General features: G+C 70.2%; 1 pseudogene. It reads right to left on the bottom strand.

The features are described from left to right. Positions 1–209: pseudogene (locus FUT87_RS25495) on the bottom strand (hypothetical protein); the annotation flags it as partial. Positions 210–504 lie beyond the last annotated feature (295 nt).

Here is a 504-nt window from a genome sequence, read left to right on the forward strand (position 1 = left end):
GCCAGGCCCAGCGCCGCAGCGGCCAGCACCAGCGCCACGAACACCAGCGACCAGACCGTCCGATGCGCGATGACCTCGAGCGCGTTCACCTCGCTCAGGCGCTTGAAGTACAGCGGGAACAGGCCCCAGGCGATGTAGGCGAGCGCGGCGTAGAGCATGCCGGTGCGGGCATGGGCGCGGTCGGTGGCGGTCGAGATGTCGTTGGGCATGGCAGGCTGGCCGGGAGGGCCCGCGATTCTGCCCAAGCCGACCGGCCCGCGTTGTCGAAGGGACGAGCGCCCGTTCGTCGTCCCTGGTCGCCCCTCTTTTCTTGCGGCCCGCTTCGTCGCAGGATCGCCGACCATGGCCCACGTCGAATTCACCGCCCAACTGCACCGCTACGTCGATACGCCGAAGCTGGACTGCGACGCCCGCACCCTGGGCGAGGCACTCGCCCGGGCCTTCGACCGGAATCCCCGCCTGCGCGGCTACATCCTGGACGACCAGGGCCATCTGCGCACCCAC

This window comes from Mitsuaria sp. TWR114 (assembly GCF_007997345.1).